This window comes from Streptomyces sp. NPDC037421 (assembly GCF_055602105.1).
The window spans coordinates 26,379-43,704 of the sequence record NZ_JBVJWV010000042.1; the positions used below are offsets into that span (position 1 = coordinate 26,379).

The 17,326-nt window shown below is 71.8% G+C and carries 15 protein-coding genes and 1 riboswitch; of the genes, 2 read left to right on the forward strand and 13 right to left on the reverse strand.

Annotated elements, in window-relative coordinates; genetic code table 11:
- Positions 1–7: 7 nt before the first annotated feature.
- The 7 genes from ACZ7IF_RS35080 to ACZ7IF_RS35110 all read right to left on the reverse strand — a co-directional run bounded on the left by ACZ7IF_RS35080 (position 8) and on the right by ACZ7IF_RS35110 (position 8,734).
- Positions 8–1,615 carry a GMC oxidoreductase gene (locus ACZ7IF_RS35080; protein ID WP_470980174.1) on the reverse strand — a complete coding sequence of 536 codons (1,608 nt, stop codon included), beginning with the start codon at positions 1,613–1,615 and terminating at the stop codon, positions 8–10.
- Positions 1,616–2,209: 594 nt separating this feature from the next.
- Positions 2,210–3,352 (reverse strand): glycosyltransferase family 4 protein, encoded by a 1,143-nt coding sequence (locus ACZ7IF_RS35085; protein ID WP_470980177.1) that lies wholly within the window; start codon positions 3,350–3,352, stop codon positions 2,210–2,212.
- Positions 3,353–3,373: 21 nt separating this feature from the next.
- Entirely contained in the window at positions 3,374–4,498 is a 1,125-nt protein-coding gene (locus ACZ7IF_RS35090; RefSeq protein WP_470980179.1) for a hypothetical protein, read from the reverse strand.
- A gap of 25 nt (positions 4,499–4,523) precedes the next feature.
- A complete protein-coding gene (locus ACZ7IF_RS35095) occupies positions 4,524–5,576 on the reverse strand; it encodes a C40 family peptidase (protein WP_470980182.1) in 1,053 nt (350 codons plus the stop codon).
- 235 nt (positions 5,577–5,811) lie between these two features.
- On the reverse strand, positions 5,812–6,831 hold the full coding sequence (locus ACZ7IF_RS35100; protein ID WP_470980185.1) for a C40 family peptidase: 1,020 nt from the start codon (positions 6,829–6,831) through the stop codon (positions 5,812–5,814).
- 259 nt (positions 6,832–7,090) lie between these two features.
- Positions 7,091–8,455, reverse strand: coding sequence for an NYN domain-containing protein (locus ACZ7IF_RS35105; RefSeq protein ID WP_470980243.1), 1,365 nt, complete (start codon positions 8,453–8,455; stop codon positions 7,091–7,093).
- A gap of 39 nt (positions 8,456–8,494) precedes the next feature.
- Positions 8,495–8,734: a hypothetical protein gene (locus ACZ7IF_RS35110; protein ID WP_470980188.1), complete on the reverse strand. Its 240-nt coding sequence runs from the start codon at positions 8,732–8,734 to the stop codon at positions 8,495–8,497.
- Between the two features lie 113 nt (positions 8,735–8,847).
- Between ACZ7IF_RS35110 and ACZ7IF_RS35115 the strand changes: the two genes are divergently transcribed.
- Together ACZ7IF_RS35115 and ACZ7IF_RS35120 are read left to right on the forward strand one after the other, a co-directional pair.
- Positions 8,848–9,582 (forward strand): rhomboid family intramembrane serine protease, encoded by a 735-nt coding sequence (locus ACZ7IF_RS35115; RefSeq protein WP_470980192.1) that lies wholly within the window; start codon positions 8,848–8,850, stop codon positions 9,580–9,582.
- The gene (locus ACZ7IF_RS35120) at positions 9,579–9,860 is read left to right on the forward strand and encodes an Lrp/AsnC family transcriptional regulator (protein ID WP_007263678.1); all 282 of its coding nucleotides are present in this window, start codon (positions 9,579–9,581) and stop codon (positions 9,858–9,860) included. Before ACZ7IF_RS35115 ends, ACZ7IF_RS35120 begins: the two co-directional genes overlap by 4 nt.
- A 76-nt stretch (positions 9,861–9,936) precedes the next feature.
- On the opposite strand, the gene ACZ7IF_RS35125 is transcribed toward ACZ7IF_RS35120, so the two are convergent.
- The 6 genes from ACZ7IF_RS35125 to ctaE form a co-directional block, all read right to left on the reverse strand.
- Positions 9,937–11,325 carry an aminotransferase class V-fold PLP-dependent enzyme gene (locus tag ACZ7IF_RS35125; RefSeq protein ID WP_470980195.1) on the reverse strand — a complete coding sequence of 463 codons (1,389 nt, stop codon included), beginning with the start codon at positions 11,323–11,325 and terminating at the stop codon, positions 9,937–9,939.
- 223 nt (positions 11,326–11,548) lie between these two features.
- Positions 11,549–11,665: riboswitch (SAM riboswitch) on the reverse strand.
- A 104-nt stretch (positions 11,666–11,769) separates the two neighbouring features.
- Positions 11,770–12,834: an anthranilate phosphoribosyltransferase gene (trpD, locus tag ACZ7IF_RS35130; RefSeq protein WP_470980198.1), complete on the reverse strand. Its 1,065-nt coding sequence runs from the start codon at positions 12,832–12,834 to the stop codon at positions 11,770–11,772.
- Positions 12,835–13,000: 166 nt separating this feature from the next.
- Positions 13,001–14,626: a cytochrome bc1 complex cytochrome b subunit gene (gene qcrB / locus ACZ7IF_RS35135; protein WP_470980201.1), complete on the reverse strand. Its 1,626-nt coding sequence runs from the start codon at positions 14,624–14,626 to the stop codon at positions 13,001–13,003.
- Entirely contained in the window at positions 14,623–15,681 is a 1,059-nt protein-coding gene (gene qcrA, locus ACZ7IF_RS35140) for a cytochrome bc1 complex Rieske iron-sulfur subunit (protein WP_470980204.1), read from the reverse strand. The genes qcrB and qcrA overlap by 4 nt, the downstream gene beginning before the upstream one ends.
- A complete protein-coding gene (gene qcrC, locus ACZ7IF_RS35145) occupies positions 15,678–16,487 on the reverse strand; it encodes a cytochrome bc1 complex diheme cytochrome c subunit (protein ID WP_405981028.1) in 810 nt (269 codons plus the stop codon). Before qcrC ends, qcrA begins: the two co-directional genes overlap by 4 nt.
- A gap of 77 nt (positions 16,488–16,564) precedes the next feature.
- Positions 16,565–17,185 (reverse strand): aa3-type cytochrome oxidase subunit III, encoded by a 621-nt coding sequence (ctaE, locus tag ACZ7IF_RS35150; protein ID WP_007263684.1) that lies wholly within the window; start codon positions 17,183–17,185, stop codon positions 16,565–16,567.
- Positions 17,186–17,326: the final 141 nt, after the last annotated feature.

Genomic DNA, 17,326 nt, shown 5'->3' on the forward strand with positions numbered 1-17,326 from the left:
GTCCGGGTCAGGGCTGGGCCAGGATCCGCTCCATGTTCCGCTCGGCGAGGGCCGTGATCGTCACGAACGGGTTCACGCCGAGCGAGCCGGGCACCAGTGAGCCGTCCAGTACGTACAGCCCCTGGTAGCCCCTGACCCGCCCGTAGGCGTCGGTGGCCTCGCCGAGGACGCAGCCGCCGAGCGGGTGGTAGGTGAAGTTGTCGGCGAAGGCCTTGTTCTCGCCGAAGAGGTCGTAGCGGTAGATGGTGACGTTGCGGCGGTTGATGCGGTCGAAGAGGTTCCTGGCCGCCGCGACCGCCGGGGCGTTCTGGTCCCGCGTCCAGTTCAGCCGCGCCGTGTCGCTCGCGGCGTCGTAGGTGAAGCGGCCGCGCTCCGGATTCTTGGTGATGGCCAGGTACATCGAGATCCAGTGCTCGATGCCCATCGGGAGCGGGGCGATCTCCGCGAAGACCGGGTTGGCCGCGTTGTCCCAGTCGTCGATGCCGAGGGCGGGCATGGTGGCCTGGTTGCAGCCGACCGTGTCCCACAGGTGGTTGGCGCGGGCGGTCATGACGTTGCCGTTGGGGCCCCAGCCGAGCCCGACCTTCTCGCTGAGCGCGGGCAGCGCGCCGGTCTCGCGGGCGCGCAGCAGGATCTCGGTGGTGCCGAGGCTGCCGGCGCCCAGGAAGAGCTGCCGGCAGCCGAGTTCGCGGACCTGGGTGACGCGGCCGGTGAGGTCGCTGGTGTGCACGGTCAGGACGTAGCCCCCGGCCGGGTCCTGGCGTACGGCGACCACCCGCTGCATGGTCTCGATGGTGACGTTGCCGGTGCCGAGGGCGGCGGCGAGGTAGGTCTTGTCGACGCTCTTCTTGCCGTGGTTGTTGCCGTAGATGACCTCGCCCGCGAGGGCCGAGCGGGCGGCGGTGCCGGCGGCCTCGCGCTTCATGTACTCGAAGTCGTAGACGTTGGGCACGAAGGTGGTCTTCAGTCCGGTGTTCTGGGCGTGTTTTCGGGAGATCCGGGCGAAGCGGTACCACTCCGTGGACTCGAACCAGGCGGGGTCGACGTCGTTGACGCCGAGCATGGCGCGGGCGCGCGGGTAGTAGGTGCCGTACATCTCCGCGGCGTCCACGCCGGGGAACACCTCGGTGAAGTAGGAGCGTCTGGGGGTCGGGGCCATGCCGCCGTTGACGAGCGAGCCTCCGCCCACGCCGCGGCCCACGTAGACGGACATGTCCCCGTGGTTCACGCGGTCCAGGACCCCGGGGTAGGGGCTGATGTCGCGGTTGACCACGTCGAGCCAGAGGAACTGGGCGAGCGGGGCCTCGGTGCGGTTGCGGAACCACATGGAGCGCTGGTCGGGCGCGGAGGTGGAGGGGAAGACCTTGCCGTCGGGGCCGGGGGTGTCCCACAGCCGCCCCATCTCCAGGACGACGGTCCGGACGCCGGCCTGGCCGAGGCGCAGCGCGGCGACGGCGGACCCGTAGCCGGAGCCGACGACGACGGCGGGCGCGTACGGGGCGGCGGGGGGCTCCGCCGCGGCGGCGGCGCCGAGTCCGATGCGGGTGATTCCGAGGGCCGCGGCGGCGCGGAGGGCATTGAGGCCGAGTTGACGGCGCGTCAGGTTGAGTGTCATGGCCGCATCATGAGCGGATTCCGCCCAACCGGCCATAACTCGCACTGCCACGCATGTGAGTAACAGTCAGACATGTGTGGACCGTAACCGGGTGGGGGCGGACGACCTCCGGTCTGCGAGATTCCGCCCGCGATTGTCCCTGCCGGACCGGAAATGCCGCCGTTTGCCGCTTCTTGTCGGTACTCCGCTCGCACGGGGCGGGGGCGGGGCCCTTGGCTGGGGCCGGTGGGTCGGGCGCGGGTGGTGTGCCGCTGCGCGGGGCGAGGTCCCCTACCCGCCCTTCCACCGTTCCTCCCCCGGCTACCGCTGGGAGGTGCCCCCAGGGCGCTGCCCGGACCCGCACCTCAATCGCCGACGGGGCTCGTACATGGCCTCGCCGGCGTTTTGAGGCCTGGGGGTCCCCCCGGACGGAGTCCGGGGGAGTGTGAAGGGCGGGGAGGGGCCGAGCACCGCGCAGCGGCCGACCACACGCACACCCCCACCGGCTCGAGCCACCGAACCGACCCCGCCCCGGCCCCGACGGCCGGAGGCTGGCGCAGCGGGCCCGAAGCCCGGGAAGCGCGCCGGCGCTGAGCGGTGCGAGGACCGCGTGGATCAAAGGATGGCGCGGAGCCCCTCGGCCAGGTGGTCCCAGCGCCACTGGCGCTCCACCCAGGCGCGGCCCGCCTCGCCCATGCGGGCGCGGAGTTCCGGGTCCTGGAGGAGGGTGACGATGCGGTCCGCCGCGTCGTCGGGGGCGCCGCCGCGGACCACCCAGCCGGTCTCGCCGTCCAGCACCGCGTCCGGCGCCCCGCCCGAGTCGCCCGCGACCACCGGCAGGCCCGTCGCCGAGGCCTCCAGGTACACGATGCCGAGCCCCTCCACGTCCAGTCCGCCCCGCCGGGTCCGGCACGGCATCGCGAAGACGTCCCCCGCCCCGTAGTGGGCCGGGAGTTCCGCCCACGGGACGGCTCCCGTGAAGACCACCGAGTCCGCGACCCCCTTCGCGGCGGCCAGCGCGCGCAGGTCCGCCTCGTACGGCCCGCCGCCGACGATCAGCAGCGCCGCGTCCGGCACCGCCGCCAGGATCCGCGGCATCGCCTCGATGAGGGTGTCCTGGCCCTTGCGCGGGACGAGACGGGAGACGCACACGACCACCGGGCGGTCGGACAGCCCCAGCCTCGCCCGGACCTCCGCGCCGCCCGAGCCGGGGTGGAAGGTCTTCTCGTCGACCCCCGGCGGGAGTTGCACCATCCGTGCCGCCGCCCGGTCCGTCACCGCCGAGGCGATCCGCGAACGCGTGTACTCCCCGAGGTAGGTCAGGGTGTCCGTGCCCTCGCCGATCCGCCGCAGCAGCTGCCGCGCGGCCGGCAGCTGCGCCCAGCCGGCCTCGTGCCCGTGGGTGGTGGCGACGATCCGCCGCGCGCCCGCCCGGCGCAGCGCCGGCCCCATCAGCCCGAGCGGGGCCGCGGCTCCGAACCACACCGACTCACAGCCGTGTTCGCGCAGCAGGGACACCGCCCGCCGGGTCACCCGGGGCGTCGGCAGCAGCATGGTCGTACGGTCGCGCACCACCGGGAACGGCTGTTCCGCGTCGAAGGCGGCGGTGGCCTCGCGGCCCTCCGCACCGTGCTTCCAGGTGGACGCGTAGACGACGACCCGCTCGGGGTCCAGCCGCAGCGCCATGTTGTGCAGGAAGGCCTGGATGCCGCCCGGGCGCGGCGGGAAGTCGTTCGTCACGATCAGCGTCTTGTGCATCCCCGCCAACGTACCCGACGGCTACCCCAGGTCCTCCCGCAGTGCCTGCCGCCAGGCCTGCGTGATCCCGGGGAGGTCCGTCCCCAGGGCCTGTTCCAGCGCCACCGGCAGCGGTTCGCGCCCGGCCAGCTCGTAGAGCCGTACCAGCGCCGGCTCGCCCCAGCGGGCGGCGACGAGCCGGCAGGCCAGCCAGGCGCCCTCGTACGCCCGGGCCGCCGCCGAAGGGTCGCCGCCGAAGGCGAAGGCCCCGTCGTCGGGGAGCGCGCCCGGCACCTCGCCGCGCCGCACGGCGCGCGCCAGCTCGGGCGCGCCCTCCGCCGGGGTGGTGGGGGTCCCCCGGTACGCCGCCCAGTCCGCGAAGCCCTCGGTCAGCCACTGCGGGGTCCGCGCCGAGGTGGCGGCGCGGGTCGCGACGTGGGTGACCTCGTGGGTGAGGACGATCCGCCGCCCGGCCTCCGAAAGGCCCGCGTACCCCTCCGGGTTCACGACGACCCGGTCGGCCGGGGCCGGCCCGCCCCCGGTGCTGCCGGTGGTGACGGCCCCCAGGCCCCGGTAGGTGCCGGCCGGCCGGCCCAGCAGCGCGGCCATCGCGTCCAGCGTCGCGGGGGCCAGGACCACCACCCTCCCCGCCCACGGCCCCGGCCAGGCGGCGCTGACCGCCGGCACCGCCCGGTCGGCCTCGGCCGCGAGGGCGGACAGCTCCTGCGGGCTCCGGCCGACTCCGAGGACCAGGCTGTGCGCGCCGCGTACGGCGGCCGGCTCGCCCTGGTCCCACAGCTGCGCCACCGCCCCGGGGGCGGGCCGGTCGGCGGTGACCCGCCAGCCGGTGCCGTCCCGGGTCAGCTCCACCTCCCGGGCCGAGGAGGCCGGTGCGGCGTCGTAGCCGGCGAGCCGGTAGCGCAGCTCCGCGCGCGCGAAGGCCCGTACGCCGTCCTGCCGGACCGAGGTGACCCCGTACGACCAGTCCTCCAGCGGGATCCGGGCGAGCCGCGCGGGCGGGGACGCCGACCAGTCGGCCACGGCGCGCCGTACGGCCGCGTCGGCGGGGGCGACGGGCGCCGGGTCCGCGCAGCCGGCCACCGCCGGGAACGGGCACAGCGCGAGCGCGAGGAGGCGTACGGCGGTGCGGCGGCGGACCGGGATCATCCGCCGATCGTACGCACGGCCGGAATCAGGGCCGGGTCACGGAGGACACCGGCATCATCCCGACGGGGTCGTACCGCACCCGCGCGCCCGGGTACGGGGCGTGCACCACCTGGCCGTTGCCCACGTACATGCCGACGTGGCTGGCGTCGGAGCGGTACGTCACCAGGTCCCCGGGCTGCGCCTGCGAGAGCGGCACCTGCCGGCCCGCGTACCGCTGGGCCTGCGAGGTGCGCGGCAGGGAGACGCCGGCCTGGCGGTACGACCACACCATCAGCCCGGAGCAGTCGAAGCCGGAGGGGCCGGTGGAGCCCCACACGTACGGCCGGCCGACGGCGGCCCGGGCGGCCATCACGGCGGCCATGGCGCGGCCCGAGGCCCGGCCGCCTCCGGAGGGCAGGCCGGGCAGGCCGTCGACGGGGCCCCGGCCGCCGGAGCGGGAGGCGCGCTCGAAGTCGGCCCGCTCCTCGGAGGGCATCTCGTTGAGCAGCCGGCGCGCGGCGGCGAGCTTCGCCGTGACGGAGCGCTTCTGGGTGGCCACCTCGGTGCGCAGGGCCTCCAGTTCGGCGAGCTTGCGGGAGGCCTCCTGGCGCTGCTGCCCGATCCGCCGCTGCTCCTCGCGGAGTTCGCCCAGCTGCTGGGCCCGGCGGCCGCTGAGCCGGCCCAGGACGGCGGCCTTGTCGAGGTAGGCGGCGGGGTCGTCGGAGAGCATCAGCTCGACGGTGGGGTCGAGGCCGCCGGAGCGGTACTGGGCGCCGGCGAAGGTGCCGAGGACCCCGCGCATGGTGTTGATGCGGTCCTGGCCGCGGGCGACGGCGTCCTGGGCCCGGCTGATCTCGGCGCGCAGGGCGTCGGCCTTCTCGCCGGCCTCGTTGTACCGCTCGGTGGCCTGCTCCGCCTCCTCGAAGAGCCGGTCGACCTGGGCGCGGGCGCCGCCGGCGGGTTCCTGGGGGAGCCCCGGGGAGGCGAGCGCGGGCGCGCCCGTGAGGGCCACGGCGGCGCCGGCCGCGGCGGCGGTGAAGGCGGTGACCTTGGTGTTCCGGTCGAGGCCGCTGAGCCCGGTCCGGCGGTGGGACGCCATGGGGAACCGCTCCCTTCCGCTGCGCGGGGCCCGGGTCCGCCCCCCGTGGACGGCCGTGTGCCGGGTTCCGCGCTGGCAGACAGTAGCCGCGCGGCCACGCACCGGCCAACGACCGCCGGGGAGCGCACAGGCCGTCGCCCCGCCTCAGACGCAGGTCATGGGCGGGGCGCGAGGTCAGAGCGGGTCCGCGCAATTCGCCCGGATGGGCGGTGCAAGGAGCGTCCCCCGTCCGGGGTCAGACGCGGACGCCGAACTGGAACGGCATGTTGTCCATCGACTCGTACTTGACGCCGCCGCGCGGGTTGGAGGCGTGCAGGGTCATGTTGTTGCCGGCGTACAGGCCGACGTGGTGCAGGTCGTCGTAGAAGAAGACGAGGTCACCGGGCTGGAGCTGGCTGCGGCCGATGCGCGTGCCGTCGTTCGCCTGGGTGTAGGTGGTGCGGCTGATGCCGACGCCGGCCTGTCCGTAGGCCCACTGGGTCAGCCCCGAGCAGTCGTAGGCGCTGGGGCCGGTGGCGCCCATGATGTACGCGCTGCCCAGCTTGGTCTTCGCCGCTGCCAGCGCGGCCCCGGCGCGGCCGGAGGCGCTCACGGCGGGGGCGGCCTTCTCCCCGGCCCTGCTCTGCTTGGCCTCCTCCTCCCTGAGCCGGCCGCGCTCCTGCGCGCTCAGCGTGTTGAGGAGGGCCTGGGCCTCGGCGAGCTTGTCCTGGGCCGCCTTCTTCTTCTCGCCGAGCTCCTTGCGGGTGGCGTCGAGGTCGGCGAGCTTGCCGGCGGCCTCCTGGCGCTGCTGGGCGAGGGCGCGCTGCTTGGCCTGGATCCTGGCTATCGCCTCCAGCTGCCTGCCGCTCAACTGCTGGAGCGTGGAGGCCTTGTCGAGGTAGGTCTCGGGGTCGCCCGAGAGCAGGAGCGCGACGGAGGGGTCGACGCCGCCGCCGCGGTACTGGGCGGCGGCCAGCGAACCGAGCGTGTTGCGCAGGTCGTTGAGCTCGCCCTGGTCGCGGGCCACGGCGTCCTGGAGCTGCGCGATCTCCTTTTCGAGCCGCTCCTGGTGCTCGCGGGCCCCGTTGAACTTCTCGGTGGCCTGCTCGGCCTCCTCGTAGAGGGCGTCGACCTTGGTCTTGACCTCGTCCTTGTCCGGTCCGCCGGGGGCGGCCGTGGCGGACTGCGAGGAGAGGGCGACCGCCGCGGCGGCGGTGGCGGTGAGCACGGTCACGCGGGTGCGGGCCGGCTGCTTGGGTCGACGGTGGGACGCCACGGGGGCGAGCTCCTTCTTCCTAGGGCCGCCGGAAACCGGTGCGGGCGCACTCGGCGGCACCTCCGCCCGCACCCGAATGGGTGCGCTACCGCACGAAGGTTTGAGCGGACCCTAGCGACACGCCCGTGATCACTTCAAACCCCCGGCGGCAAAATCCCGCGGCCGTTCCGCTTCCTTTACCCAGACCCCACGCTGCGTGCCGAGGAGCTGACGGTACGTCTTCCGCTTATGCCGTCGATCCCGGCATCGGCCCCAGCGGTCACGAAACGCGTGAAAGCCGCTTGAGCAGCAATGCGGACGTCACCGGCCGGGCGCCCGCCTTCGCCACGCCGTCGGCCACCTCGCGGTCGGTGGAGACCACCACCACCGGCCGGCCGGGCGGCTCGGCCCGCACCAGCTGGCGGATCAACTCGTCGGCCGTCACACCCGCCTTGGAGAACAGCACGCGCACCCCGCGCGGGGGTGCGAGCAGCACCGGCGCCGCCAGTTCCGCGCCGTCGAAGACGCACGTCATCTCGGCACCCGTCTGCGCGGCCAGCATGGACAGCCCGCCCAGCAACCGCAGCCGCTGCTTCTCCAGCGGCATCGTCGGATACCCGGTCTTCGTCACGTTGTAGCCGTCGACCACCAGATGCGCCTGAGGGAGCGCCAACAGCTGGTCCAGCAGCGCCGGATCGGTCTCCGACAGGGCGCGCGCCGCGATGTCCTTCGGGGTCATCCGGCCCGGCTCCACCGCGTCCACGGTGTCGGCCGGCCGCGTCGAGACCGGCGGCAGCGCCAGCTCGCGGCGCAGCCCCGCCGCCGCGTCCAGCACGGTGTCCAGCAGCAGCCGCAGCCGCATGTCCTCGATGCTGCGCCCCTCCCGGGTGGCCCGGCGCGAGGTCTCCAGCGCCGACTCCACCTCCGCGAGGCGGGACTTCAGGCGCCGGGACTCGCTCTCGGCTGCGGCCACCTGCGCCGCCGCCTCACCGCGGATCCCGTCGATCTCGCCGCCCAGCTTGCGCAGGGCGGCCTCGCCCCGCTTGACGTCGCTCAGGGCACTGCGCAGCTTGCGCTGAAGCGATTCCGCTTCCTTGCGGGCGGCCTCCAGCTCGGCCCGCACCTGCTCGCCCCCGGAGCGCTGGGCCTCCTTCAGGTGGGCCAGCTCCTCGCGCAGCCGCTCCAGCTCCCGCCGGGTCTCGTCGCCGACCCGCTCGGCGTCGGCGCGCTGCGCCTCCTCACCGGCGGACGCCACCAGCTTGACCCAGCCGACCGGGCGCAGCACGTACGCGGCGGCCGCCACGTCCAGCGGGTCCGCCGCGGCGGGCGGGGCCCCGGACTCCAGGGCCCCGGCCAGCTCCGGCTGCGCCTCGCGCAGCTTCTCCGCGATCCGGCTGCGGAAGACACCGTCGGTCTCCACGGCCGCGGCCATGGCGTTGCCCGCGAACTTGGCGCGCCGGGTCGGGGTGAACCGGGCGTACTGGCGCAGCTGCGCCGGGAGGTCCCCGACCGTCAGACCGCCGAAGGCGTCCGAGACGATCGCGACGACCCGGCGCCGCACGCCTTCCGGCAGCGGGCGGTCGAGGACCTCCGCGGCGTCGCCGGCCGCGTCGGCCGGCCTCGCGCCGCTTGCTGGCTCCACAATCCGTCACCCCTACCGTGATCTACTGTGGGCCCGGCTCCGTCAGGAGCCGGCGCCCGGCCTGTCCACGAGCTCGATCTGGTCCACCGCGTTGCACCAGCGGCAGCGGACCGAGTCGATGGTCTCACTGACCACCTCGCGCTCCTCGACCTTGGGCTCCCCGGCAAGATCGAGGTGGACGTACTCCACGACCTTCGACGATCGGGTGACATCGAACCGCGTGAGGTTGCCGCACAGGGTGCAGCGCCACCGGGTGGTGTCGGTCGGCAGGGGAACCGTCATCAGGCCGCTCTCTCCTTCGTAGCTCATTCAATTAAAGCCCTACACCGCGGTCGGCGGACCGCAGCACGTAACCCTACGGCCTGGCACCACCCTCAGGTGGGTCCGCCTGCGTCATGCTCTGTCGCATGATCGTAAAGTGGCGGACCCTGTGCGATGCCGCCCGGGGCCCCGTGGTCACGTACGCGCTGATCGCCGCCTGCTGCGCGGTGTTCGTCCTCGGCCCGGCTTCTGGCCTGAACCCGGCCTACGGGACGGGCGATCTGCTGATCGAGACGGGGACGGCGTACTTCCGGCACTGGGGCGTCGTCCCGGACGAGCTGTTCTCGGGGGCCGGGCGTCCGCTGCTGACCCCGCTGACGGCGCTCTTCGTCCACGGCAGCTGGCTGCACCTGCTCGGGAACATGCTGTTCCTCTACGTCTTCGGCACGATGACGGAGGAGCGGATGGGCCGGACGCCGTTCCTCGTGTTCTACGTCTGTACGGGATACCTCGCGCTGGCGGCCTACGCGGCGGCCAACGCCTCCTCGGACCAGACCCTGGTGGGGGCGTCCGGGGCGATCTCGGCGGCGCTGGGGGCCTTCCTGTGCCTCTTCCCGCGGGCCCGGGTGACGAGCCTGTTCCCGTTCCTGCTCTTCCTGCCGCTGCGCTTCCCGGCGTGGATCGTGCTGCTGTTCTGGTTCGGCCTCCAGTGGCTGGCGGCGCACCGCGCGGAGAGCGGTCCCGGAGTGGCCTACCTGGCCCACGTGGTGGGCTTCTCGCTCGGCTTCTGTTACGCGTGGGCCCGTTATCGCCGTACGACTAGAGTGAGGAGACCAGTGACTGCCGGCGAGGGAGACAGCCAACCGTGATCACCGCGATCGTGCTCATCAAGACCAGCGTGGACCGCATTCCCGAGATCGCCGAGTCCATCGCGCAGCTGGACAGCGTCAGCGAGGTCTACTCCGTCACCGGTACGTACGACCTCATCGCCCTGGTCCGCGTGGCCCGCCACGAGAACCTCGCGGACATCATCCCGGGCCGCATCAGCAAGATCCCGGGCGTCGAGGCCACCGACACCCACGTCGCGTTCCGCACGTACTCCCAGCACGACCTCGAAGCCGCCTTCGCCATCGGCCTCGACGCGTAGCCCTCTCTCCTGGCCGGTACGGGGACGCCGCCGCGCGGGACCTCTCCCCGCCCCGGGCGGCGCTCCCTCAGCGGCGCTACACGGCCGGGACGCAGCGGCCCTCTTCCGTGCGGTACTGCCACTTCGCGCCGTCCTCGACCAGCTCCCGGACCGCGCGGACGAAGCGCTCGACGTGCTCGTCGGGGGTACCGGCCCCGAAGCTGACCCGGATCGCGTTCAGCGACCGCTCCCCCGGCGCCGCCTCCGGCGCCCCGCACTCCCCCTGGGCCTGCGGCTCGCTGCCCAGCAGGGTCCGTACCAGCGGGTGGGCGCAGAAGAGCCCGTCCCGCACCCCGATCCCGTACTCGGCGGACAGCGCGGCCGCGAAGTGCGAGCTGTTCCAGCCGTCGACCACGAACGAGATGACGCCGACGCGCGGGGCGTCGTCCCCGAACAGGGACAGCACCCGCACGGCCGGGACCTCCGCCAGGCCCTCGCGGACCTTGGCGATGAGGTGCTCCTCCCGGGCGACCAGGTTCTCGAAGCCCGCCTCACGCAGCGCGCGGCAGGCGGAGGCGATGGAGTAGACGCCGATGACGTTCGGGGAGCCGGCCTCGTGGCGGGCGGCGGTGGTGTGCCACTCGACGTCCACGCCGCCGTCCTCACGACGGGCCACCTTGCGGGAGGCGCCGCCCCCGGCGAGGTACGGCTCGGCCTCCTGGAGCCAGTCGGCGCGGCCGGCGAGCACGCCCGAGCCGAAGGGCGCGTACAGCTTGTGCCCCGAGAAGGCGACCCAGTCCACGTCCAGCTCCCGTACGGAGACGGGGTGGTGGGGGGCCAGCTGGGCGGCGTCCAGCACGATCCGCGCACCGTGGGCGTGCGCGGCGGCGGCGAGCTCCTTCACCGGCCACAGCTCACCGGTGACGTTGGAGGCACCGGTGACGCAGACCAGCGCCGGGCCGTACGGGTCGCGGTCGGCGAGGGCCCGCTCCAGGGTGGCGACGGCCTCGCCGGGGGTGCGGGGGGCGTTGAGGTAGGTGACCCGGGCGTCGCCCCAGGGCAGCAGCGAGGCGTGGTGCTCGGTCTCGAAGACGAAGACCCGGCAGTCGGCGGGCAGCGCTGCGGCGAGCAGGTTGAGGGAGTCGGTGGTGGACCGGGTGAAGACCACCTGGTCGGAGGGTCGGCAGTCGAGGAACTCGGCGACGGTGGCGCGGCTCTGTTCGAACAGGTCGGTGGACAGCTGCGAGAGGTAGCCGGCGCCGCGGTGGACGCTGCCGTAGTACGGGGCGTACGCGGCGACGTCGTCCCAGACCCGCTGGAGCGCGGGGGCGCTGGCCGCGTAGTCGAGGGCGGCGTAGGTGACCTCGCCGCCGGTGACGAGGGGGACGGTGACGTCCCGGCCGAGCACCGGCAGCGGCCCGTCACAGGCGGGGACCTCGGCGGCGGTGGCGCATGCGGCGGTGGCGGCGTTCAGGGATGCGGACATGGCGGTATCTCCCGGCAGGCAGGGCTGAATGGCTTCGGTGTGCCCGTACGCGGGTACGGCGGCGCGGCGGCGGCCGTCGGGGGTACGGGAAGGTCCTCGGACTGATCGGGGGTACGCGGAAACGACCCTGATCCGAGGGTTGAAGAAGGGGCGGAGTCGCCCTATCGCATTCGCTTGCTCACGGAAAACGCTCCTCGAGAGACCAGGACCCCTGGTGTCGAGGGATCCGCGCTTGCCGTAGACCTCGCTGCCTACGGCCTGGTCATCACCCGGGGCACCCCGCCACGGAAGGAGGGTTGCCGGACAGCAAGCCGGGGCCTAAACGCTGTCACTCGTGACCTTGGAGAGCATCCTGCCACAAGATCCCGCACGCACAAGACCCCGGTCCACATCGTGGACCGGGGTCTCCTCCTTCACGCCGTGCTCGCACCGCCCGGCCAGGGCTCAGGCGTTGCTGGCCGCCACCCAGCGCTCCAGCGAGGCACGGGCGGCCCCGGAGTCGATGGACTCGGCCGCGCGGGCCATGGCGGCCGCGAGCTGCTCCTCCAGCGTGCCCGTGCCGGGGTCCAGGGCGACCAGGGCCGACGCCGCGTTCAGCAGGACGGCTTCGCGGACCGGGCCCGTCTCCCCCGCCAGCAGGCGGCGGGCGACGTCCGCGTTGTACGACGGGTCGCCGCCGCGCAGGGCCGAGATGTCGACCGTCTCGATGCCGACGTCACGCGGGTCGAAGGCGTGCTCCGTGACCTCGCCGTCGCGGACCCACCACACCCGGGAGGTCCCGGTGGTGGTCAGCTCGTCCAGGCCGTCGTCGCCGCGGAAGACCAGGGCGGAGGTGTTCCGCTCGGCGAGCACCCCGGCCATGATCGGGGCCAGCCGCGCGTCCGCCACGCCGACCGCCTGGGCCTTGACCCGGGCCGGGTTGGTGAGCGGGCCGAGGCCGTTGAACGCGGTGCGGACCCCGAGGTCCCGGCGGGCCGAGGCGGCGTACCGCAGGGCCGGGTGGAAGACGACCGCGGCACAGAAGGTGATGCCGGCCTCCTCGGCGACCTGCGCCACCCTCTCCGGGGTGAGGGCCAGGTTGACGCCGAGCTTCTCCAGGACGTCGGAGGAGCCGCTGGCGGAGGACGCCGCCCGGTTGCCGTGCTTGACGATCTTGGCGCCCGCGCCGGCGGCCACGATGGCGGACATGGTCGAGATGTTGACCGTCTTGGCGCCGTCGCCGCCGGTGCCGACGATGTCCACGGTCCGCCCGGGCACCTCGATCAGGTTGGCGTGGGCGTACATCGTCCGGACCAGCCCCGTGTACTCGGCCACGGTCTCGCCCTTGGCCCGGAGGGCCACCGCGAAGCCCGCGATCTGCGCGTCCGTGGCCTCGCCGCGCATGATCCGCTCCATCGCCCAGGCGGTGTCCTCGCTGGCCAGGTCCTGACGGCTGACCAGTGCTTCCAGAATGCCCGGCCAGCCGCGGGCCGCCACGCTGTCGCCGCCTGCCGGGGTCGCAACGTTCATGGTCAGCTCCTGCTAGCTCGTCGGGGGTCGTACGTCCGATGGGAAGGATCTCAGCCTATCCAGCCCCGGAGACGGCAAAGAGCCCCGTCCAGTGACTGGACGGGGCTCTCGCCGTGGCGACACCAGGATCGGACGGAACCGATCCCTCAAGCGGTCATGCCGGAGATCAGTGGTGGCCGTGTCCGGCCTGGATCTCCTTGTACTCCTCCACCGTGGGCTTCGGAATCTGGTTGTTCTCCGCGTAGAAGCCCTTGCTGAGCTTCGCCCGCAGCTTCTCGCCGCGCGTCACCTTGCGCTCGACACCGTTCTCGTCGACCGTCGGGCCGATCTCGACCGGCTTGTACTGCTCGTGCGCGGTGAGCGTGTGCAGCTTGGCCTGCGACAGCGGCTCGTGGACCTCGACGAACTCACCGTGCGGCAGACGCTTGATGATGCCGGTCTCGCGACCGTGCAGCACCTTGTCGTGGTCCCGGCGCTGGAGGCCGAGGCAGATCCGCTTGGTGGCGATGAACGCCAGGACCGGGACGGCGAAGAAGCCGATCCGGACGAACCACGTGATCGAGTTGATCGACAGGTGGAAGTACTGGGCGAACATGTCGTTGCCGCCGCCGATGAGGAGCACGATGTACTCCGAGATCCAGGCGACACCGAAGGCCGTACGGGTCGGGACGTTGCGCGGGCGGTCCAGGATGTGGTGCTCGCGCTTGTCGCCGGTGACCCAGGACTCGATGAACGGCCAGACGGCGATGGCGCCGAGGACCAGCGGGAAGAGCAGCAGCGGGACGAACACGCCCAGGACGAGCGTGTGACCCCACAGGTTGATCTCCCAGCCCGGCATGGCTCGGATGAGGCCTTCCGGCATACCCATGTACCAGTCGGGCTGCGCACCGGTGGACACGTGGTCCGGGCGGTACGGGCCGAGCGCCCAGATCGGGTTGATCGAGGCGATCGCCGCGATGGCCGCGATGACACCGAAGACCAGGAAGAAGAAGCCTCCGGCCTTGGCCATGTAGACCGGCAGCAGCGGCATGCCGACGACGTTGTTGTTCGTCTTGCCGGGGCCGGCGAACTGGGTGTGCTTGTGGAAGAACACCAGGATCAGGTGCGCGACCAGCAGGCCCATCATGATGCCGGGCAGCAGCAGGATGTGCACCGAGTAGAAGCGCGCGACGAAGTCGCCGCCCGGGAACTCCCCGCCGAAGAGGAACATCGACAGGTAGGTGCCGACGACCGGGACGGACAGGATGGCGCCCTGCATGAAGCGGACACCGGTACCCGAGAGCAGGTCGTCCGGCAGCGAGTAACCGGTGAAGCCGGTGAACATGCCGAGGACCAGCAGCAGGAAGCCGAAGATCCAGTTGACCTCACGCGGCTTGCGGAACGCGCCGGTGAAGAAGACGCGCATCATGTGCACGACCATGGCCGCGACGAAGATCAGCGCCGCCCAGTGGTGGATCTGGCGGATCAGCAGGCCACCGCGGACGTCGAAGCTGATGTCCAGGGTCGAGGCGAAGGCCTCGGACATCATGACGCCCTGCATCGGCACGTACGAGCCGTGGTACACGACCTCGTTCATGCTCGGGTGGAAGAACAGCGTCAGGTACACACCCGTGAGGATGATGATGATGAAGCTGTAGAGGCAGATCTCACCCAGCATGAAGGACCAGTGGTCCGGGAAGATCTTGCGCATGTTCGCCTTGGCGAGGCCGTAGATTCCCAGGCGGCCGTCCGCCCAGTCCGCTACGCGCTCGCCGCGCGACGCGTTGCGCCCGTTGTTGTCTGAGGTGCTCATCCGCGCTCCCAGAATGCAGGACCGACGGGCTCTTCGAAGTCGCCGTGCGCCTCGAGGAAGCCTTCGCTATTCACGCCGATCCGCAGCTGCGGAAGCGCGTGACCGGCCGGGCCGAAAATGACACGGGCGCCGTCGGAGAGGTCGAAGGTGGACTGGTGGCACGGGCAGAGCACGTGGTGCGTCTGCTGCTCGTACAGGCTGATCGGGCAGCCGACGTGGGTGCAGATCTTGGAGAAGGCCACGATTCCGTCGTGGGACCACTCCAGCTCCTGCTTGTCCTTGATGTCATCCGGCTGGATGCGGACGATCATCAGGGCGGCCTTGGCGATCTGGACCTGGAAGTCGTGCTGGTCCTCCTCCAGGCCTTCCGGCATGGCGAAGGTCAGCGAACCGACCAGGACGTCCTCGGGACGCAGCGGCTCCATCGTGTTCTGGTTGATGAGCAGCTTGCCCTTGGACCACAGGGTCTTGCGCAGCTTGTCCTCGGGCAGGGGGCCCAGGTCGCGCAGGATCACGACGGCGGAGAGCGGCAGCAGGGCCAGCGCGCCGAGCATCGTGTTGCGGATCAGCGGGCGGCGGCCGATGCCGGACTCGTTCGCACCGTCGGCGAAGTCCTGCATGACCTTCGCCTTGACCTCCGGGGAGGCGGCGATCTCGTGGCGGTCGTCGGCGACCTCGACATCGGACATCAGGGTGCGGGCCCAGTGGACCGCGCCGGCGCCGATGCAGAACAGCGCCGTTCCCAGCGTCATGCCCAGCGCGAAGTTCAGCGCGCTGACCTTCCCGATGGGGAAGATGAAAACGATCTTGTCGACCGGGAAGGCCACGTACGAGGCGATGAAGCCGATCGTGGCCAGCATCGACAGCGTGAACAGCATCGCGACCGTGCGCTCGGACCGCTTGGCGGCCCGCTCGTCGATGTCCTGGATGCGCGGCTTGTGGACCGGGAGGCCGGGGTCCGCGAACGGGTCGTCCGCGACCGCTACGGCACCGTGGTGCGCGTCGCCCTGCTCGCTCGGCAGGTGCTTGTCTTCGGGAATGTCTTGGCTACTCATGACTTCTTGGCCTTAGCGGTGTGGGCCGCGACCCAGACGGCAACAGCGATCAGCGCACCCAGGCCGAAGATCCAGCCGAACAGACCCTCGGAGACGGGACCGAGGCCGCCGAGCTTGAGGCCACCGGGGCTGGTGGACTTCTCGCCGTTGACGTTCTCGAGGTACGCGATGATGTCCTTCTTCTGCTTCTCCGGCATGGTGCTGTCCGGGAAGGAGGGCATGTTCTGCGGGCCGGTGAGCATGGCCTCGTAGATGTGCTTCGGCGAGACGTCCTCGAGGTTCGGGGCGTACTTGCCGTTGGTCAGCGCGCCACCCTCGCCGGTGAAGTTGTGGCACTGCGCGCAGTTGTTGCGGAACAGCTCGCCACCAGCGGCGATGTCGGCACCAGCCGGGTCGTACTGCTTCGCGGTCGGCGTGATCGGGCCGGCGCCGAGCGACGCGATGTACGCCGCGAGCTGGTCGATCTGGGGCTGGGTGTAGATGTTCGGCTTCTTCGGCACCTGGGCGCCGGGCTGCTGGGCGGGCATGCGGCCCGTGCTCACCTGGAAGTCGACGGCCGCGGAGCCGACGCCGACCAGGCTGGGGCCGTCAGTGGAACCCTGACCGCCGGTTCCGTGGCAGCTTGCGCAGCCCACGGCGTAGAGCTTCTTGCCCTCCTCGATGGCGAGGGACTGGGCGGTTTCATCGGCCTGCGCCTTGCCCGCGGGCGCGAAGGCGGCGTACAGCCCCCCCGTGACCGCCAGCGCGAAGAGTAGAACGACGACCGCCGCCAGCGGATGGCGTCGTCGTGCGGAGAGCTTTTTCACGGATTACCCCGGTGTCAGGATCTTCTGCGTCGGTGTTTCTGGACGGTGTGCCGAGCGGTACCCGGCGAACGTGTTCGCTACTTGATCAGGTAGATCGTCGCGAAGAGGCCGATCCAGACGACATCGACGAAGTGCCAGTAGTAGGACACGACGATGGCCGACGTGGCCTGTTCGTGGGTGAACCTCTTGGCCGCGTACGTCCGGCCGAGGACCAGCAGGAAGGCGATGAGACCGCCCGTCACGTGCAGACCGTGGAAGCCGGTGGTCAGGTAGAAGACCGTTCCGTACGGGCCGGACGAGAGGGACATGCCCTCGTGCTTGACCAGCTCGGTGTACTCGAACACCTGGCCGCCAATGAAGATCGCACCCATGACGAACGTGATGATGAACCACGTCCGGAGCTTCTTCACGTCACCGCGCTCGGCGGCGAATACGCCGAGCTGGCAGGTGAGGGAGGAGAGCACCAGGATCGTGGTGTTCGTTGCCGAGAAGGGCAGATTCAAGGCCTCGGCCTGCTCTGTCCAGTACTCGGCACCCGTCACGGATCGCAGGGTGAAGTACATCGCGAAGAGGGCCGCGAAGAACATCAGCTCGGAACTCAACCAGATGATGGTTCCGACGCTGACGAGGTTCGGCCGGTTGACCGTCGGGTGCGCGTGCCCGGTATCTACTGTCGTTGCTGTCGCCACGACCGACATTATGTCGGTCGCTTATCCCGCCCTCACCCCGGGGGGTGCCGTTCGGAGTGTCAGGGGGGTGTGCAAGGCCCGAACGGCCCATCAGAAGACCGGTCGCGAGGCTTGCGGAACCGATGTTGACAGCGGGTCGGACGGAGTAGC